The organism is Marinobacter sp. B-12 (assembly GCF_056857915.1).
This window is the reverse complement of sequence record NZ_JBSXOB010000025.1, coordinates 17,157-31,450: the sequence shown is the minus strand read 5'-3', so window position 1 is coordinate 31,450 and position 14,294 is coordinate 17,157. Positions and strand designations below refer to the sequence as shown.

Here is a 14,294-nt window from a genome sequence, read left to right as displayed (position 1 = left end):
CGCTATTACCCGCCATCGGCTTGTTCTATAGTTTGCAGAACGATACGACAACTTTCTGAACGACAAAAGGTCCGAAAATGGCAACGCTGAAGGCGCTGGTGGTGGATGACGCCAGTTTTGTGAGGGATCTGGTCAAGCGAACGGTGCGTCAGCGTTTTCCAGTGATTGACACCACGGATGCCCAGAATGGCCGCCGGGCGCAATCACTGATGTCGCGCACGACGTTTGATCTCATCCTCTGTGACTGGGAAATGCCGGAGATGTCGGGCCTGGAGCTGTTGCAGTGGATGCGCCAACAGCCACAGTATGAAAAAACGCCCTTTATCATGATCACCAGCCGTGGTGACAAGGATCATGTGGTTGAAGCCGTCAAGGGGGGAGTCTCTGAGTATCTGGGGAAACCCTTCAGCCCCGAGGGCTTGAGCAATAAGATCATCAAGGTGATGGGGCGTCGCCTCAAGGACGCCATGGATCGCGGCGGGAAGTCCATGGGCGGGCCGGCGGAAGCGTTTCGCGAGTCCGCCAGCCTTCTGACCCAGAAGCGGGAAGCTGCTTCTCCGGCGCCAGTCCGTGCCAGCAAGTCGTCCACGCCCTCCGCCTCTGGTTCGACGGTCAGGCCGCCAATGAGCGTGGCGTCGGTACGTTTTTCAGACAGTACGCTTCGCTCAGTCGTCAAGGACATCACCCTCACGGAAGTGCGGGTGATCGCCAAGCGGGACCAGGAGTTTCCGGGTATTCTTGATCAGGCTGTGGTGGATATCGAAGTGGCCGAAGGGCAAGTGGCGCGGCTCAATGGGTACGTCCACCAGTTGCAGGCGGTGGACAAACGTCAGGACACGGATTTCGTGGGCGTGACGATACAGTTCGTGGACGAAGACCCGAAAAAGCTGGAAGACCTGTCCCGCTTTATCGCCCGCTTCCGCAGCGGCGGTTAGCTCACGGAAGCTGTTCCAATCAGGACGCGGTTTCAGGAAGCCTTTCCGCCAACCGTTCCCGGGGGAAGTGGCAGATAAATTCGCTGCCGTCGCCAATCCGGCTTTGTATTTCCAGGTTGCCGTCGTGGTTGAGCAATACGTGCTTGACGATCGCCAGCCCCAGGCCGGTGCCACCGGTTTCCTTGTGTCGGCTGGGATCGGCGCGATAGAAACGCTCGGTAAGCCGCGGAATATGGACCGGGTCGATACCGATACCGGTATCTTTCACCGACAGATGTCCGCCGTCGCGGTCCGTTTTCCAGATAACGGTGATGCTTCCGCCAGCGGGTGTGTACTTCACTGCGTTGAAAATCAGGTTGGAGAAGGCGCTGCGCAATTGGCTTTCGTCGCCCCTCAGCAGGTGGCGATCGCCAATACTGACGTTGAGCTCATGGCCCTGGTCTCCGCTGAGGGCCTTGGCGTCGTGGCAGATCTGCTGGATCATTGCCTGTAAATCCGTGACCGCGTCGTTGATGGTCTGTTCTCCGGTTTCAATTCTGGACAGCAATATCAGGTCGGTAATCAGTGCTTCCATGCGCGAGGACTGCTGCGCCATGGTGTTGATGGCGCGCCGCCACTTGGGCGGCAGGTCGTCGGCATTGTCTACCAGGGTTTCCAGGTAGCCACTGATCACCGTTAGTGGTGTTCTCATTTCATGGGAGACGTTGCCAACGAAATCCCGTCGCATTTGTTCAAGTTGGAACAGGCGGGTCACGTCCTTGGCCACAATCAGACGGTCGTCGTCGCCAAACAGGCTGATCTGGATTTGCAGGTGAATATGTGGTTTTGCGGGGGAGTTCAGCTCCAGCGGTTCCCGATAATCGCGGGAGTCGAAGTAGGCCTTGAACGCGGGATTGCGGATCAGGTTATGAATGAACTGTCCGCGGTCCGAACTGCGGCGAAAGCCCAGCAGATGCTCCGCCGATCCGTTCCACCACTCCATGGCGCCCCGCGAGTCGGTCATGATCACGCCATCCCGCATGGCATTGGTGGATTCCTGAACCCGGTTGATCTGGGCGCGAAGCTTGTCCTGGGTGCGCAGGTGGTTCTGGTGAAGTCTGTGGAGGCCGTCGAAAATGTCGCCCCAGAGACCAACACTCTGAGGGGCTTCGTCACCGCCACTGGGATTGCCGAGCCATTGGTACAGACGTTTGGCCTGAGCGAGAGTCCACCACAAGTAAGCCAGCAGCCCTGCCGTCAGCCCATAGAGAGGCTTGCCAAAGAAAAGCCCGACGGCCGTGCAGGCTATCAGGAGCGTGATAATCCATCGCAGGTACTTTGACCAGTTGTGTTGCATTACGGCTGCCCCTGAATCAGTTCCGGGCCCTTTTCGGGGTAAAGGGCGCCGGTTGTGGTTATGCTGCTCTGGTAGAGAACCGGTAGCCGGTGCCACGCACTGTCTGGATCAGGTGATCATATTGGTCGCCAAGGGCTTTGCGCAAACGGCGTATGTGAACGTCGACGGTTCGCTCTTCAACATAGACGTTACCGCCCCACACCTGGTCAAGCAGTTGGGAGCGAGTATAAACCCGTTCCTGGTGTGTCATGAAGAACTGCAGTAACCGATATTCCGTGGGGCCGATGTTCAGCGCGCCGGTTTCCGTGGTAACCCGGTGGCCGACCGGGTCAAGAGTCAGGCCATCCACTTCGATCAGGGTTTCCACGCCGGGCGGCGTGGTGCGGCGCAATACGGCTTTTAGCCTGGCCACCAGCTCCCTCGGCGAGAAGGGCTTGGTGATGTAGTCATCCGCGCCTACTTCCAGGCCCTGGATCTTGTTGTCTTCCTCGACCTTGGCCGTCAGCATGATGATGGGAATCTCAGCCGTGGCCTCTTCTTTTTTCAGGCGCCTGGCCAGTTCCACGCCGCTGGTGCCGGGCAGCATCCAGTCAAGGAGTATCAAGTCGGGCTGTTTATCAACGATCAGGGCATGCGCTTCGCGGGCATCCTCTGCCTCAAGGTAGTCGTAGTCGGCCATTTCGAGGGCCACGGCGATCATCTCGCGGATGGGTGCCTCGTCATCGACGATCAGGACAGTTTTTCCAGTCATGAGCATTAACCTGTGTCATACCGAGTATTGTTGCTGCCTCATTACAACCGGGTAGTGTTACAAGTATATGACAGTAACAGGCTGTGACTGGATTTGTGCGACTAACTGATTATCCGGTCAATCAACAAACCGGTGAAAACGGCAAAGCCCGCCCAGTTATTGTTGAGGAAGGCCTTGAAGCACCCGTCGCGCTCTCGAAAGCGGGCCAGGTGCTGTTGAAAGACAAACAGGCACGCCATGGCGACGAGCCCAAGATAGTAGAAAACGCCGAGTTCAGCCTGCTGGCCCACCAGGATGAGGATCAGCACCACCAGAGCCTGCAGGATTGCTATAACTGCCCGGTCGGCTTCTCCGAACAGGATGGCCGTGGATTTGATGCCAATCCGGATGTCGTCATCACGATCCACCATGGCGTACAGGGTGTCGTAGGCAACGGTCCAGAGTACGTTGGCGGTAAACAGCAACCAGGCCAGTTTTGTGACCTCACCGGCCTCGGCCGCCCAGGCCATGGGAATGGCCCAGGAGAAGGCGGCCCCAAGAAACAGTTGCGGCAGATGGGTGTAGCGCTTCATGAACGGGTAGATGAACGCCAGTACGACGCCCCCGAAGGACAGATAGAGTGTCAGCGTGTTGGTGAACAGAACCACCATCAGGAAAGCAGTCAGGCAGAGGCCCGCGAACAGGGCAACGGCTTCCCAGGCTTCGATGCGACCGGAGGTCAGTGGGCGGTCTTTGGTACGTTTGACGTGGCGATCCACCTTGCGGTCGGCAAAATCGTTAATGGCACAACCGGCAGCCCGCATCATGAATACGCCGAGGGTAAAGACGATAAAGTTGCCAGTGCTGGGGAAACCATCTGCGGCCAGCCACAATGCCCAGTAGGTGGGCCACAGCAGGAGGAGGCTGCCGATGGGGCGATCGACGCGCAGCAGTCGGGCGTAGTCTGCAAGTCGGGCCTGGATGTGATCTGGCACGGCATTGGGCAGCATAGGTCTGGTCCGTTCGGGATGATGTTCCTGAGGCTGAGCGGGGATTATAGCCAGCGGTAGGGTTCGGTTAAAAGAGCCGCAGCGTCAGGGGCAGAGCGTGGGCAGGAAATACTCCCCGACCAGGAGGGTATGATGACCGCTGAAAAAACGGGAGCGGCGGGCCGCCATTGGCTGATGGCGATTAACCCGATGGCAAAGACCGGTTTCGAACGGCCCCCGCTGCCACTGTGGGTTGCTGAACAGGTACGCGCCGAGGGGACGGCGTCCAAGATTGCGCAGGCGGCGTCCACGCCCTGACAGGGTTGCCAATGGAATGATCGTACGGGCAAGCACCCAGGGGGTGTTGTCGCCGTTCAGACAGACCTCGCGGATCCACGCGTTCTGGCGTACCGGAATACCCAGGGTATGAGCCTCCTCCACAGTGGGACGGGCAAAACCCTCCTGGAGGATATCCACGTGAAAGCGCTCACGGCATCGAAGTTGAAGCGCCCGGGTCAGCGACCCTTCCAGCGTCAGCCAGTGGCTGAGCGGCCCATGGATGGTCGGGTTTTTCAACGCGGCTGCCGAAAAAGAGCGGTACCAGTCCGTAGCGGGGGTGGAGATGGCGTTGTCACCTTCAAGCACGCTGGGTGCGTGCCGGTCAAAGTCCCTTGACGGCATATATTCCCGGGGCGTTGCGCCAATAACCTTTGTAATCCATTCCGTAGCCAAACAGGAAACGGTCCTCAACTTCCAGGCCGGTAAAATCTGCCTTCAGATTTGGCTTTGCCTTGCGATCGTGTTGTTTATCGACCAATACGGCCGTCAGAACCTCGCTGGCGCCATGGGCGAGGCAGTAATCTGCAATGGCGCAGAGTGTCGTACCCTCGTCGAGGATGTCATCAACGATCAGTACCGTGCGGCCATTCATGTTGGCTTCCGGTTGCAGTTTCCATTCCAGGATGCCGCCGGTGGTTTCCTGGCGGTAGCGGGTGGCGTGAAGGTATTCCGCTTGCACGGGAAACGTCAGTCTTGGCAGTAGGTGGCCGGTGAGGATCAGGCCGCCATTCATCACGCAGAACAACAGGGGATTGGTGTTCTTGAGGCGCCCGGTGATCTCGTCTGCGAGGGACTGGATGGCTGCCTGTACCTGCTGTTCGCTCACCAGGCAGTCGGCCTCGGCCATTACCTGATTCAGTTCGGCGACGGTGTCGGTCATAGCGCTGGGGTCCTATCTTAAAACGGCCGATTATACCGGAGGAGGCACGCTGAAGGGAGGGGCGTTTCCCGGTTCGCCGGGTGGAAATTCTGGTGATTGGCAGAAAACCCGTTGAATAGCCGTCGGCACCGGCATTGGTCAATGCGGCAGCGGTGGGTATGATGGTTTCCCGGTATGAATAGTGCCAACTCGGTGCATGAAAGACTTGTGCGTATAATTGTCTGACAATTATTATCGCACTCCAATGAGTTTCGGAGGAATGACATGAAGAAGTGGCAGTGCGTTGTCTGTGGGTTTATTTACGATGAGGCGGAAGGTTGGCCGGAAGACGGTATCGAGCCTGGAACCGCCTGGGAAGACGTGCCAGAAGATTGGGAGTGCCCGGACTGCGGCGTGGGTAAGGAAGACTTCGAGATGATTGAGATCGGCTGATACGCCGCTACCGCTGAACAGGTTTGGAGAGCAGTAATGAACACAGACGCCCCTATCGTGATTGTGGGTACCGGATTGTCAGGCTACTCGCTGGCGAAGGAAATCCGTAAGCAGGACAAGGACACACCGATCGTCATGATAACGGCGGACGATGGCTACAGTTACTCCAAGCCCATGCTTTCCACCGGCTTTACCAAAGGCAAAGAGGCCGATGAGCTGGCGCAGGCGTCGTCGGATGCAATGGTGGAGCAACTGAACCTTCAACTGCGTACATACACCACCGTGACCGGCATTGATCCGGACGCCCACGAACTGGTGCTGGGGGACGAACGGCTAGGGTACGGCAAACTGGTGTTGGCCTGGGGTGCTGATGTGATTCGTCTGTCCATTGCCGGTGACGGCCATGAGCGTGTCTTTTCCATCAACGACCTGATGGACTACCGTGCCTTTCGCAGGTCCCTGAAGGGCAAGAAGCGGGTCGCCATCATGGGCGCGGGCCTGATCGGTTGTGAGTTTGCCAACGACCTTCGCAACGGCGATGTCGAGGTGGATGTGATTGCGCCTTCTGATGCCCTGATGCCGGGACTGCTGCCACCGGCCGCTGCGGAAGCGGTTCGTGATGGGCTGGAGGGAATGGGTGTCCGTTTTCATCTGGAAACCGTCGTGGAGCATATTGCCAATAACGGGGATGGCGTTCGTCTGACCCTGGCCAATGGCGAGGAGTTGGACTCTGACCTGGTCATTTCCGCAGTCGGGCTGAGACCACGAACGGAACTGGCCGCTGCGGCGGGCCTGGAGACCCAGCGTGGCATCGTGGTCAACCGCGCCCTGGAGACATCGGTGCCCGACGTCTACGCACTGGGTGACTGCGCTGAAGTCGATGGCCACGTGTTGCTGTATGTACTGCCGCTGATGGCGTGCGCCCGCGCGTTGGCAAAGACGCTGGTGAGTGAACGCACTGAAGTGAAATACGGCACCATGCCGGTCATGGTCAAGACCCCCTGTTGTCCAACGGCAGTGTGCCCGCCACCGGCGAATGCGTCCGGCAACTGGGAAGTGGATGCGAACGGTCAGGACGTTCGTGCCCTGTTCAGGAGTGAGTCTGGCGAGGTTCTGGGCTTTGCGGTAACTGGTGGTTATGCGGTGGAGAAGCAGACCCTGTCGAAGGAAGTGCCGCCGATTCATAGCTGATGGACGAGATCAGGATTGCGAAAATCCCCGGCTTGCGGTAGAAATTCATTCGTGAGCTAACGATATTGACAGGAGCTGGCATGCTTGAAGTGACCAGAAAACTGGTGGATCTGCTGGATCTTTCCCCCATCGGTGATGACCATTTCCAGGGGGACAGTGAAGATCTGGGCTTTCCCAATGTGTTTGGCGGCCAGGTTCTGGGGCAGGCGCTGATGGCTGCCAGTCGCACAGTGGAAGGACGCCTGCCGCACTCGCTGCACGCCTATTTCCTGCGCCCTGGAAATCACAGCATGCCCATCGACTACGAGGTCCAGCGGGTTCGGGACGGTGGCAGTTTTTCCGTCAGACGCGTGATCGCACGTCAGGGTGGCAAGGAGATTCTGACCGGCTCCATGTCGTTTCAGGTGGCCGAGGAAGGCTTCGAACATCAACTCGACATGCCCTCGGCACCGGATCCGGAAAGCCTGAAATCCGAGCAAGAGTACGGCGAACTGCTGGCATCTCATGTTCCCGAGCATCTCCGCGACACCCTGACCCGGGATCGTCCCATCGAAATCCGGCCTGTGGACCCGGTCAATCCATTGAAACCGGAACCGCGCCCGCCCTACAAACAAAGCTGGTTCCGTACCCAGGGCCACCTGCCGGACGATCCGGTGCTGCACCGCTGCCTGCTGACATACGCGTCCGACTTTTCCTTTCTGGGGACGTCACTGAATCCTCACGGCGTGTCGTTTATGAACAAGAACATGCAGATCGCAAGCCTGGATCATTCCATCTGGTTTCATCGTGAGTTCCGTATGGACGAGTGGTTGCTCTACGACAAGGACAGTCCCAGCGCTACCGGCGGACGCGGCTTCAATCGCGGTAATTTCTTTGATCGCCAGGGCCGGCTGGTGGCATCGACCACCCAGGAAGCCCTCATCCGTGAGCGGGGTTAGGTCAGCGGAGATAGTCAGCCAAGCTTGCGGCTTCTGCCATGATGTTTGTATTTGCCCAGCCAGACGATGATGTCGTCGAACGGGAGTGGTGGCGTCAGGATATAGCCCTGTACCATGTCGCAGCCCATCTTTTCCAGTAGTTCCATTGTCTCTGTACTCTCCACACCCTCGGCTACAACGGCGTAGCCCAGGCTGTGGCACATCTCGATGGTGGTCTGGACAATGACGCGGTCACCAGCCTGGGACGTAAGGTCGGTGACCAGTGAGTGGTCGATTTTGATCTCGCTGGCGGGCAACCGCTTGATATACGACAGCGATGAGTAGCCGGAACCGAAGTCATCAATGGACAGTGGGATACCTGTGGTGTGCAGGGAATTGAGAGCGCGCAGAGAGTTGACCGGGTCCTGCATCATTGAGGTCTCGGTGACTTCCAGGATAATGGCCCCGCGATGAATGTGGTAGTTGCTCATCAGGCGCTGGACGTAGAGCGGGAAGTCTGGTTCCCGTAAATTGTTGGGGGAGATATTGACCGAGATATTGAGCGGGTAGCCCTTCTCCAGCAATCGCCCTCTCAGCTCCAGTGACTGTTCCAGTACCCAGCGTGTCAATGGCTTGATCAGTCCTGTCTGCTCGGCCAGGGCAATCAGCTCGTCGGCGGGTATTGGCTTTTTCCGGTCGGGCCAGCGAATCAGCGCTTCGAGGCCGACCACCTCCCTGGTTTTCAAAGACAGTTTTGGTTGCAGGTATAGGGCAAGTTCACCGTGCTGGAGGGCATGTTGCAGTTCGGACACCAGGGTAAGCCGGTCAGCGCTGTAGGAGTCCCGCGCAGGCTGATAGTAGGCCAGCCCACGGTCTCGGGCGTCGTCCGAGCCCTGCGCAATAAAGGCACGCCGGATCAGGGTATTGGTGTCGGTGGCGTGATCTGGATAGATCGCCGAGCCCGTGTGAGGGTCCAGTGGTAACTGCATGCCCAGGTAGTCCAGCGGTTCACGGATTTCCTCAAGGGCACGAACAATGGCACGAGGTGTTTCCGAAATAACATCCGCTTCCACGATAAACCCGAAGGTGGCCGACTCCAGTGACGCCAGGTAGAAATTCTGCTGCTCGGTGGTCTCAACCGTACAGATTCCGGGCAGTTCACTGACGATACTGTTGAAGCGTCGGGCTGCAAGCTCGAGCAGCCGGTCGGTATTGCGATGCCCCAGGGTTTTGGTGATGGCTGGAAGGTTGCTTAGGTGAATCACCGCGATGGAGAGGCGTTTGTCGGGCTCTCGGTTGATCAGTTCACTGATGGTCATTTCCAGGCAAGCGCGATTGGGCAATCCCGTGAGCGGGTTGTGGAGAGCCTGTTCGATCAGTCGAAGCTCTGCCGAACGCCGTGCCGCCATGGCGGTGATCTCTGCTTCGCGGGCGCGAACCTTGTCTTCACGCTCCTGGTAGAGCCGGGCGGCCAGGGCAATGGTCAACAAGATGGCCTCGAGAGCGGAGCCGATTTCAATGCCGTAGGCCGTTACGAAGCTGGTGGGCACGAAACCGTACTTATTGGCGGCGGTGATGGCGCTGCCCAGGGTGAGCAGGCCCCAGGCAATGGTGTAATAGCCAGCCTGGGGGTTGCCACGAATCCATTGCACGGGCCCCATGACGGTCAACAGCAGGCAACTGGGAATCGCCAGGGCAACTGTGAGCTTGCTGGCAACGCTGTAGTCGGTAATGAACGTCGTCACCGCCACCGCGATATTCACCAGCACCGTATACCACACAAGTTTGTCCATGCGTGGGCTGGTGACGCGCAGGTTGAGGAAGGCGCGGGAGAATAACAGGGTGAATATCAATGCTATGGGCACGGTCAGCATCATTGCCTGGTTGTGCAGCCAGGGCGACTCTGGCCAGAGCAATTGATAGGTGCTGCCATTCAGGCTGCCAATAAACATCAGGTAGCTGAAGGTCGACAGCACGTACAGCAGGTACATGCGCTCCCGTAGGGCCAGGAAGATGAACAGGTTGAAAACGATCACCATGATCAGGATGCCGTAATAGATCGCGTGCATCTGGTCTTCGATGGACGTTGCTTCAAAGTAGGTTCGAGGGTCCCACAGCCTGACGGGGATCTGCATGGCGCCCTGAGTCCGAATCCGCAACAACACCTGGTAATCGTTTTGCGGATCGGTTTCGAAGGAAAACAGAAAGTTGCGGTGTTGAATCTGGCGCTGGGTAAAGGGTAGGCGATCGCCCGTTGATAGGCGCTGCCTGACGGCACCATTCTCCATCAGGTAGAAGGTGACATCGTCGAGCTGCGGATAGCGTATCTCCAGTAGCTTGCGGTCACCGGGTATGGCGGATACAGGAACGCGGAGCCACACGGTGTCGCGAATGTAGCCGAAGTTGGGGCTTTCGTTTTCCAGTGACTGCCACCGGTCGGAAGCAAGGGCTTCCCTGAGATCCATCTGTTCCGAAGGTGCCACCCGGATGTAGTCCATATCCGGTTCTGCAAAGCCGGGCGAAGCCGCGTTTGCCTGGGTTCCGAAAGCCATTATGACCAATGCGCCCGCCAGGGCGAACAACTGAGCAATATGGCGCACGTAGTACCGATCTTGTCGTGATTGACTGGGCCAGTATGGCGTTAACTTCAGGGGCGCTCAAGGCTGATATCGCCAGTTTCCGTAAGTGCCTGTGTCAGGATTCCAGTTGTTCAAGCCATTCCCGTACCCAGGGGATGGCTTCCATCTCCGGTTCGGTGGTTTCCAGCGCATCGATCCTTAGGGTGTCCCCCACTTTCCGGGCTGAAGTTTCGTATAAAACCTCTTCCATCAGCTCACCGGCGCCACAAAAGGTGTCACCGTAGGAACTGTCACCCAGCACAATGACCCCAAACGGACGCGCCGGTTGTTGGGGCAGGTGCTCCCGCAATCTCAGGTAGAACGGCAGCAGGTTAGGAGGGAGTTCTCCCTGGCCGGTGGTTGACGTGCACACCAGCAGCGGCTCGTCGTTCCCGGTGATGTCCTCCAGGTCGGGTTCCTCAAGGATCGTGATCCGATGCCCTTCCGGTTCCAGGGTTTTCTTCAGGGTACGTGCCGTCAGCAGTGCGCCACCATAAACGCTGCCGACCAGAATCCGGATTGAAGCCATGAATGGTCCTGTTGATTCGAAACGACAGCCATCTCGTGATGACTGTCTGCGTTGGGGCCCGATCATAGCTGGTGATGTGATAACGCTCAAGATCCGGCTCCGGAGGGGCTGGTATCCCCGGAGGAGGTTCGTACTCTGGGGGCAACGCGATTGCGCCCGTCTTCCTTGGCGTTGTACAGGTGGACGTCAGCCTGTTTCAGCAATTCATCCACCGAGCCGGTTTTGGCGATGGAGCAGATGCCAGCGCTGATGGTGACGGGCATGCGCCTGCCACTGTATGAGAATTCAGCACAGGCGACTTCGGAACGGAGCCGTTCTGCGAGCGTGAGAGCCTGTAGCAGTGAGGTGTCAGGCAACAGGATCAAAAATTCCTCTCCACCCCAGCGTGCGGCCACATCCGTTTGGCGGGTAACGGTTTGCATCAATTTCGAGAAGGCCCGCAGTACGTAGTCGCCGGCGTCGTGTCCGTAGTCGTCGTTGATACGCTTGAAGAGGTCCAGGTCGATCAGAACTATGGAAAAGTGGTGGCCGGAACGCCTGTACCTTGAATACTCCTCGCTCAGCCGATGCTGTATATCCCTGCGGTTGGACAGTCCCGTCAGTTCATCAGTGCGGGCCGCGTGTTGGTGAGCGCGGGCCAACTCCATCAGCTCATTGCGTGCTTTCAGGCGACTGGCTTCCAGCACGAAACAAAAGATGGACTCAAAGGTCAGCGTCGCGAAGAAGCGGATTTTGAAGTCTGTGCTGTATTCGGCGGTCACCAGCGGTAGTTCAGGGAACTGGAAAACCACAACCGCCAACAGGCAGCAGAACAACAACACCGCTGTGCCGGTTTTCAGGTCGGTCAGGTAGAACAGCAGCGGCGGGAACACGTAAAACCAGAGTGGGCCGGTGTTGCTCTCGCCTCCCGTTATGATCAGGTATCCGAACAGCAGGCCGACGATGGAGATCATGCCAGCCTTTTGATGGCGTCGGTTGCCAGAGCGGGCAAACGCCAGCATGTTCATTGCCACCAGGCCCGCGAAGAACCAGAGCGAGAAGGCATGGTGAGTGTGGGTGGCAAACCACGCCTTGGCGCCAATGCCCAGCAGAAACAGGATCGCCATGGCTGACAGGCCGGTCAGCAGGCGGGATACGCGCTCTTCTTCACCTTCGTCGGCTATTTGCTGGCTGGTATCGAGAAGTCTGGTCATGACACTTTTTGTTGTTGTCGATCTGTTGTTAACGCCCTGCCCAGGTTGTGTGGGCCGGGCTCGTGACTCAGATTAGTCGAAGCGGGAAATCTGTACAGCGACTTTGGTCAAGCAATCATCATTATGACCGTTATGTTTCAATTTCATGGCAAAAAATTTATAGTTGCCGCCGTAAGTAATGTGAAACTCCAGCTTCCCGTCCCCTCCCTGTTGCGAGACCTGACGTATTATGGCCGGCAAAAACGGATTCCTCGATACTCTCCTGACCAGCCCTTCGACCGAACGCTATCGTGTTGGCTTCAGCTTCCTGTTCCTGCTCTGCATATTTTTGGCGGTGGGACAGATCAGCGATGGCATGCCCAACAATATGTTGCTGATGGCAGCCGCAGTCATTGGCGGCTATATGGCCATCAATATCGGCGCGAACGACGTCGCCAACAACGTAGGCCCCGCCGTGGGGTCCGGGGCGCTGTCGCTGGGTGGTGCAGTCCTGATTGCCGCCGTGTTTGAGGCTGGAGGTGCCATCATCGCCGGTGGCGACGTGGTCTCTACCATCAAAGGGGGCATTATTGCCGCTGAAAGGCTCGATGATGTCAGCGCTTTCGTGTGGCTGATGACAGCCGCGCTTCTTGCCGGCGCACTGTGGCTGAACCTGGCCACCTGGATGGGGGCTCCGGTGTCCACCACCCACTCCATTGTCGGGGGCGTGCTTGGAGCCGGGATTGCGGCCGGCGGCTGGGGCATTGCGGACTGGGCGGTAATGGGAAAGATTGTAGCCAGCTGGGTGATTTCTCCTGTTCTGGGGGGGGTGTTTGCAGCTCTTTTCCTTTTTGCTATCAAAAAAACCGTGCTGTATCGAAAGAACGTGGTGTCTTCGGCGCGAACCTTCGTGCCATGGCTTGTGGCGATCATGGCCTGGGCCTTTGGTACGTACCTGATGGTTAAGGGAGTGAAGAAGGTCGTTGAGGTGGATTTCCTGGGAGCCAGTCTGGTGGGTTTCGGGGTCGCCGCCGTTATCTTCTTTATAATGAGGGGGGTGGTTGGCCGTCGTGCTTCCACGATGGAAAACAGTTCCGAGGGCGTAAACAGCCTGTTTACCTGGCCGCTCATTTTCGCAGCCGCCCTGCTCAGCTTTGCCCATGGCGCCAATGACGTGGCCAACGCCATTGGCCCTCTCGCCGCCATCAACGATGCGCTTTCGGCCGGGGCGGTGGTGACCGCAGCGTCCATTCCTTTGTGGGTGATGCTGGTTGGTGCCCTTGGCCTGGCCGTCGGCCTTATGTTGTTCGGCCCACGCCTGATAAAGACTGTGGGGACTGAGATCACAGAGCTGGATAAAACCCGGGCGTTCTGTATTGCACTGTCGGCGGCGCTTACTGTCATCATCGCTTCTCAGTTGGGGCTCCCGGTCAGTTCCACTCACATTGCCATCGGTGGTGTCTTTGGTGTTGGTTTCCTGAGGGAGTATCTGAAGTCCAATTACGCCACCCAGCTTCACAGCATCATGGACAGTCACGAGGAGCCTGAGCGTGAGCGTCTGCGTCCGTTCCTGGAAGATTTCCGTAATGCTTCGGTTGAACAGATGGAAAACCTGCTCCAGCAGGCCAAGAAAAAGAAGCAGGTGCCACTCTCCAAAAAAGAGCGTAAGCGGCTTAAGAAAATTTACCGTGAGGAAATGGTGAAGCGATCTCACCTGACCCGTATAGTCGCAGCCTGGATTATCACGGTGCCGGCATCCGCCTGTATGGCGGCCACCCTGTTCTTCACTCTGCGTGGGCTGTTGCTGTAAGGGATAGTCACGCTGGTTGTCAGGTGCCTGTTTGGCCCATACTATTCTTCAATACGGGAGGTGTTTGCCTCCCATACGTTGCCACTCTGTCCGGGGATTGATTCATGAGTTCAGCAGAAGAAAGCCGTCAGGCGAAGGTCATTGACGAGCTCAGGGTATTTATCAAGAAGGTTCTCAGTGACCCCACAATTGCCGTTAAATCAGTGGAAATTGCTCGTAAATACCGCAATCAGCCCAATTCCAACGAACTTATAGCTCGGGAGATCAGCGCCAACACTACGATTCGTATTCCGGAAAGTTGGAGCCGGGCGGATCATATGTTTCTCGATATTCTGGACGAAGTTCTGGATGACGAGGAGGCGCTTTACTGATCTATTCTGGCCTGCATTGGTCGTAGTGCAGGTGAGCAGGGCGCG

At 57.6% G+C, this 14,294-nt stretch carries 14 protein-coding genes; 6 read left to right on the top strand and 8 right to left on the bottom strand.

The annotated features are described in order from the left end of the window. Positions 1 to 77: 77 nt before the first annotated feature. The gene (locus AC13D2_RS02180) at positions 78 to 935 is read left to right on the top strand and encodes a response regulator (RefSeq protein ID WP_474541730.1); all 858 of its coding nucleotides are present in this window, start codon (positions 78 to 80) and stop codon (positions 933 to 935) included. A gap of 19 nt (positions 936 to 954) precedes the next feature. Here the strand turns inward: AC13D2_RS02180 and phoR are convergent, their stop codons facing one another. The 5 genes from phoR to AC13D2_RS02155 all read right to left on the bottom strand — a co-directional run bounded on the left by phoR (position 955) and on the right by AC13D2_RS02155 (position 5,209). Further along, the gene (gene phoR / locus AC13D2_RS02175; RefSeq protein WP_300493391.1) at positions 955 to 2,271 is read right to left on the bottom strand and encodes a phosphate regulon sensor histidine kinase PhoR; all 1,317 of its coding nucleotides are present in this window, start codon (positions 2,269 to 2,271) and stop codon (positions 955 to 957) included. Between the two features lie 58 nt (positions 2,272 to 2,329). Then, the gene (phoB, locus tag AC13D2_RS02170) at positions 2,330 to 3,022 is read right to left on the bottom strand and encodes a phosphate regulon transcriptional regulator PhoB (protein ID WP_482938164.1); all 693 of its coding nucleotides are present in this window, start codon (positions 3,020 to 3,022) and stop codon (positions 2,330 to 2,332) included. 101 nt (positions 3,023 to 3,123) lie between these two features. Next, entirely contained in the window at positions 3,124 to 4,011 is an 888-nt protein-coding gene (gene ubiA, locus AC13D2_RS02165) for a 4-hydroxybenzoate octaprenyltransferase (RefSeq protein WP_420389766.1), read from the bottom strand. An 84-nt stretch (positions 4,012 to 4,095) separates the two neighbouring features. Beyond that, complete coding sequence (locus AC13D2_RS02160; protein WP_420389765.1) at positions 4,096 to 4,671, bottom strand: chorismate--pyruvate lyase family protein; 576 nt, start codon at positions 4,669 to 4,671, stop codon at positions 4,096 to 4,098. Beyond that, on the bottom strand, positions 4,652 to 5,209 hold the full coding sequence (locus tag AC13D2_RS02155; RefSeq protein WP_300493401.1) for a hypoxanthine-guanine phosphoribosyltransferase: 558 nt from the start codon (positions 5,207 to 5,209) through the stop codon (positions 4,652 to 4,654). The genes AC13D2_RS02160 and AC13D2_RS02155 overlap by 20 nt, the downstream gene beginning before the upstream one ends. A gap of 264 nt (positions 5,210 to 5,473) precedes the next feature. On the opposite strand from AC13D2_RS02155, the gene AC13D2_RS02150 reads away from it, so the two are divergent. From AC13D2_RS02150 to tesB, 3 genes are all read left to right on the top strand, one after another. Beyond that, a complete protein-coding gene (locus AC13D2_RS02150) occupies positions 5,474 to 5,641 on the top strand; it encodes a rubredoxin (protein ID WP_007154989.1) in 168 nt (55 codons plus the stop codon). 36 nt (positions 5,642 to 5,677) lie between these two features. Next, on the top strand, positions 5,678 to 6,832 hold the full coding sequence (locus AC13D2_RS02145) for an NAD(P)/FAD-dependent oxidoreductase (RefSeq protein ID WP_300493405.1): 1,155 nt from the start codon (positions 5,678 to 5,680) through the stop codon (positions 6,830 to 6,832). An 80-nt stretch (positions 6,833 to 6,912) separates the two neighbouring features. Next, entirely contained in the window at positions 6,913 to 7,770 is an 858-nt protein-coding gene (gene tesB, locus AC13D2_RS02140) for an acyl-CoA thioesterase II (RefSeq protein ID WP_482938163.1), read from the top strand. Between the two features lie 14 nt (positions 7,771 to 7,784). Here tesB and AC13D2_RS02135 read toward each other — a convergent pair whose 3' ends face one another. From AC13D2_RS02135 to AC13D2_RS02125, 3 genes are all read right to left on the bottom strand, one after another. Continuing rightward, positions 7,785 to 10,349, bottom strand: coding sequence for an EAL domain-containing protein (locus tag AC13D2_RS02135; protein ID WP_482938162.1), 2,565 nt, complete (start codon positions 10,347 to 10,349; stop codon positions 7,785 to 7,787). A gap of 94 nt (positions 10,350 to 10,443) precedes the next feature. Beyond that, a complete protein-coding gene (locus AC13D2_RS02130; protein ID WP_292049578.1) occupies positions 10,444 to 10,896 on the bottom strand; it encodes a flavodoxin in 453 nt (150 codons plus the stop codon). Between the two features lie 86 nt (positions 10,897 to 10,982). Continuing rightward, on the bottom strand, positions 10,983 to 12,089 hold the full coding sequence (locus AC13D2_RS02125; protein WP_292049577.1) for a GGDEF domain-containing protein: 1,107 nt from the start codon (positions 12,087 to 12,089) through the stop codon (positions 10,983 to 10,985). A 229-nt stretch (positions 12,090 to 12,318) separates the two neighbouring features. Here AC13D2_RS02125 and AC13D2_RS02120 point away from each other — a divergent pair, with 229 nt between their 5' ends. Together AC13D2_RS02120 and AC13D2_RS02115 are read left to right on the top strand one after the other, a co-directional pair. Next, on the top strand, positions 12,319 to 13,878 hold the full coding sequence (locus AC13D2_RS02120) for an inorganic phosphate transporter (RefSeq protein ID WP_292049574.1): 1,560 nt from the start codon (positions 12,319 to 12,321) through the stop codon (positions 13,876 to 13,878). Between the two features lie 104 nt (positions 13,879 to 13,982). Next, a complete protein-coding gene (locus AC13D2_RS02115; RefSeq protein WP_292049573.1) occupies positions 13,983 to 14,249 on the top strand; it encodes a hypothetical protein in 267 nt (88 codons plus the stop codon). Positions 14,250 to 14,294 lie beyond the last annotated feature (45 nt).

Excerpts from the sequence above, each read along its gene's own strand:
- AC13D2_RS02180 (WP_474541730.1), top strand. The coding sequence starts at position 78 with ATGGCAACGCTGAAGGCGCTGGTGGTGGATGACGCCAGTTTTGTGAGG.
- AC13D2_RS02125 (WP_292049577.1), bottom strand. The coding sequence starts at position 12,089 with ATGACCAGACTTCTCGATACCAGCCAGCAAATAGCCGACGAAGGTGAA.
- phoB (WP_482938164.1), bottom strand. The coding sequence starts at position 3,022 with ATGACTGGAAAAACTGTCCTGATCGTCGATGACGAGGCACCCATCCGC.
- AC13D2_RS02130 (WP_292049578.1), bottom strand. The coding sequence starts at position 10,896 with ATGGCTTCAATCCGGATTCTGGTCGGCAGCGTTTATGGTGGCGCACTG.
- AC13D2_RS02160 (WP_420389765.1), bottom strand. The coding sequence starts at position 4,671 with ATGCCGTCAAGGGACTTTGACCGGCACGCACCCAGCGTGCTTGAAGGT.
- AC13D2_RS02145 (WP_300493405.1), top strand. The coding sequence starts at position 5,678 with ATGAACACAGACGCCCCTATCGTGATTGTGGGTACCGGATTGTCAGGC.
- ubiA (WP_420389766.1), bottom strand. The coding sequence starts at position 4,011 with ATGCTGCCCAATGCCGTGCCAGATCACATCCAGGCCCGACTTGCAGAC.
- AC13D2_RS02155 (WP_300493401.1), bottom strand. The coding sequence starts at position 5,209 with ATGACCGACACCGTCGCCGAACTGAATCAGGTAATGGCCGAGGCCGAC.
- phoR (WP_300493391.1), bottom strand. The coding sequence starts at position 2,271 with ATGCAACACAACTGGTCAAAGTACCTGCGATGGATTATCACGCTCCTG.
- AC13D2_RS02120 (WP_292049574.1), top strand. The coding sequence starts at position 12,319 with ATGGCCGGCAAAAACGGATTCCTCGATACTCTCCTGACCAGCCCTTCG.
- AC13D2_RS02115 (WP_292049573.1), top strand. The coding sequence starts at position 13,983 with ATGAGTTCAGCAGAAGAAAGCCGTCAGGCGAAGGTCATTGACGAGCTC.
- tesB (WP_482938163.1), top strand. The coding sequence starts at position 6,913 with ATGCTTGAAGTGACCAGAAAACTGGTGGATCTGCTGGATCTTTCCCCC.
- AC13D2_RS02150 (WP_007154989.1), top strand. The coding sequence starts at position 5,474 with ATGAAGAAGTGGCAGTGCGTTGTCTGTGGGTTTATTTACGATGAGGCG.